General features: G+C 63.3%; 2 protein-coding genes. Both read right to left on the reverse strand.

Going from position 1 to position 1,177, the window contains the following annotated elements:
• Positions 1-76: 76 nt before the first annotated feature.
• Complete coding sequence (locus AAAB16_RS08390) at positions 77-631, reverse strand: hypothetical protein (RefSeq protein WP_340662925.1); 555 nt, start codon at positions 629-631, stop codon at positions 77-79.
• A 138-nt stretch (positions 632-769) separates the two neighbouring features.
• Positions 770-982, reverse strand: coding sequence for a hypothetical protein (locus AAAB16_RS08395; RefSeq protein WP_340662926.1), 213 nt, complete (start codon positions 980-982; stop codon positions 770-772).
• Positions 983-1,177 lie beyond the last annotated feature (195 nt).

Below are 1,177 nucleotides of genomic sequence, written 5' to 3' on the forward strand. Positions count from 1 at the left end.
GTGTTGTGCGCTATTAATCAGGCAAAAAAATGGCCAGAAGGGAAAACCCCACTGGCCATTGCTACCGCGTGAAGCATCAGCTGCCACCACCTGCACCGCCGCCTGCTCCACCAGAACCGCCTGCGCCGCCACCCGCGCCGCCGCCACTACCACCAGCGCCGCCACCCATGCCGCCACCGGTTCCGCCCGTGCCAGTGCCGCCAGTACCGGTGCCACCGCTGCCTGTGCCGCCGCTACCGGAGCTGCTACCGCTGCTGCCACCGCTGCTGCCACCCGACGGGCTCATGGCACCACCCGTGCCGGTTGTACCCGCGCCGGAGCCTGTGGTGCCGGTGCCTGTACCGACGCCCGTGCCGGTTCCTCCAGTGCTGTTTCCGCTGGTGCCGGTACCCGTGCCAGCAGGGCCGGTGCCGGTGCCAGTGGTGCCTGTGCCGGTCGCGCCAGTGCCAGCGCCGGTGCCAGGGGCGTTGGCGCCAGTGCTGGAAGTGCCGGTGCCTTCACCGGTGGTGCCGGCTTCCGGGGCACCGCCCACGCCGTTGCCGGGGCTGACGGTGGCGGCCATCACCAGGGTGGTAGAAGAGGCGGCCAGCAGGCCGCTGAGTAACAAGGCAGAGAAAGGTAATTTGCGCATATCGATGCTCCATTTATTTGGGTTACTAAAAGTGGAGTCGCGGCAAATTGGCGTTGTTCGATAAACAGGACCAGCGGTCGCTCGCGGTGCAGAAACAACAAGGGCGCCTAGTTGGCGCCCTTGTTGTGGTTTTAGCCATTAATGCCACCAGCGTGGTTGGCCCCAGCGTTGTTCTTCGCTGTCGAGTTTTTTGTCGACGGCTTGGGTGGTGGTGTCGGCTTTGGGGGTTTTGCTTTGTTCGGTGGTGGGTTTGGCGGTCGCGGCGTCGTAGCTGTGGTTAACGTCGGCGGCAGCGAAGGCGTTGCCGGTTAACAAGGCGGTGAGCAGGGAGGCGGTGGCTAACGTTTTCATGGTGTGTTCCTCAGTAGGTAGTTAAGTGACTTCGGGGCCAAGCTTCCGCTTCTGGGGCTGGGTTGAGAAACGCATGGTGTTGGTAGTTGGTATTGCTGGGATTGATGATTGGGGGAAGGGGGGCGCTTTTTCCGTAGGCTGGAGGCCTGGTTTCGCGCTTTACTCGGTGTGTTTTGTGGGTGTGCTGTGCGCACC

Source organism: Pseudomonas sp. (genome assembly GCF_037994325.1).
Taxonomy (GTDB): Bacteria; Pseudomonadota; Gammaproteobacteria; order Pseudomonadales; family Pseudomonadaceae; genus Aquipseudomonas.